Consider the following 1,241-nt stretch of genomic DNA (forward strand, 5'->3'; position numbering starts at 1 on the left):
CCGCGGTGTCAGGGGGTCGTTGCAACACCGGGTGGTGGAGGTGTTGTGGTGGTGGAGAAGTCTCGGTGGTTGCCGCGGGATGTTCGGGTGGCTTTTTGGGAGCGGGTGCGGGCGGGGTCGTCGATCGGTGCGGCTGCCCGGTCGGCGGGTGTGTCGCTGGCCAGCGGGAACCGTATGTTCCGTGAGGCTGGCGGGGTGACTGCCAATGCACCCGCCCCGGTCTCGGACCGCTATCTTTCTCTGACTGAGCGTGAAGACATCATGGTGCTGCGCGCCCAAGGCCACTCAAGGGCTGAGATCGCCCGCCGGCTGGGACGGCATCGCTCGACGATCGGACGCGAGCTCGAGCGCAACAGCACCAGCCGAGGCTATCGGGCCACCAGCGCCCAGCACACCGCGCAGCAGCGAGCGAAGCGGTCCAAGACCGCGAAGCTGGCTGCCCAGGCCCGGTTGCGGCGGCGGGTGCAGGCCCTGCTGCGGCGTCGGTGGTCGCCCCGGCAGATCGCTGCCAGGCTGGCACGACAGTTCCCTGATCGGCCGGAGATGCGGGTGTCCCACGAAACGATCTACCAGTCCCTCTACGTGCAGGGCCGCGGCGCGTTACGCCGCGAGCTGACCGCCTGCCTGCGCACCGGCCGGGCGGTGCGTCGCCCGCAACGGATGCCCGACGGGCGCCGCGCCGCCGGCGGCAAGATCACCGGGATGGTCCCGATCTCCGACCGCCCGGCCGAGGCCGCCGACCGGGCCGTCCCCGGCCACTGGGAAGGCGACCTGATCATGGGCAAAGACAACCGCTCCGCCATCGGCACCCTGGTGGAACGCACCACCCGGTTCTGTCTGCTGCTGCACCTGCCCGCCGGCAAGGACGCCGCGACCGTGGCCGACGCCATGATCGCGACCGTCGGCACCCTCCCACAGCAACTGCGCAGGTCACTGGCCTGGGACCAGGGCACCGAAATGGCCCAGCACGCCCGGATCACCCTGTCCACCGAGATGGCCATCTACTTCTGCGACCCGCACTCACCCTGGCAACGCGGGTCGAACGAGAACACCAACGGGCTGCTCCGCCAGTACTTCCCCAAAGGCACCGACCTGTCCACGCATACCTCCGCTGACCTGGCAAAAGTGGCCGCGGAACTCAACGGCCGCCCCCGCGAGACACTCGGCTGGGACACCCCAGCCGAACGCCTCGCGATGCTACTGTCCACACAGGAACCTGTTGCAACGACCGCTTGAATCCA

At 69.3% G+C, this 1,241-nt stretch carries 1 protein-coding gene; it reads left to right on the forward strand.

Annotated elements, in window-relative coordinates; translation table 11 throughout:
• Window positions 1-48: 48 nt before the first annotated feature.
• Window positions 49-1,236 (forward strand): IS30 family transposase, encoded by a 1,188-nt coding sequence (locus tag CF165_RS49675; RefSeq protein ID WP_093954559.1) that lies wholly within the window; start codon window positions 49-51, stop codon window positions 1,234-1,236.
• The last annotated feature ends 5 nt before the right edge of the window (window positions 1,237-1,241 follow it).

The organism is Amycolatopsis vastitatis (assembly GCF_002234595.1).
GTDB classification, from domain to species: domain Bacteria; phylum Actinomycetota; class Actinomycetes; order Mycobacteriales; family Pseudonocardiaceae; genus Amycolatopsis; species Amycolatopsis vastitatis.